We start from the raw sequence: 348 nt of genomic DNA, 5'->3' as shown, positions 1-348 counted from the left end.
TATAAGAGACAGCTTCACCATCAATGGTGGGTGCGCCATCTGCGATTTCACCTTTCAGACCAAAGGTAATGAAGTCATCTAACGTACTGAGATCAATCTCTTCATCTAAGTACCATTGCTGCGACCAAGTGACAGACCAGATAGCAATACCAAGTTTGTCAATTTCACCGCTGTATAAATTGTCACTGCGTACGTTTTCAACGCGACCATAGGATGTAGGCAGTGCGCTTCTATCCACCAGTTCACGCACAAACTTTCCTGCGACCACTTCAGCACGTAGGTCTTTTTCGTAACCGAACTGGTCGGTAGTAAACACATAGGCAGCAAAGTTAACGTTACCAATTAAGC

At 44.8% G+C, this 348-nt stretch carries 1 pseudogene; it reads right to left on the bottom strand.

The annotated features are described in order from the left end of the window. Window positions 1-348: pseudogene (locus OW491_RS18180) on the bottom strand (hypothetical protein); the annotation flags it as partial.

The organism is Neptunomonas sp. CHC150 (assembly GCF_030397555.1).
Classification (GTDB): domain Bacteria; phylum Pseudomonadota; class Gammaproteobacteria; order Pseudomonadales; family Balneatricaceae; genus Neptunomonas; species Neptunomonas phycophila.
This window is presented reverse-complemented; position numbering and strand designations above follow the sequence as displayed.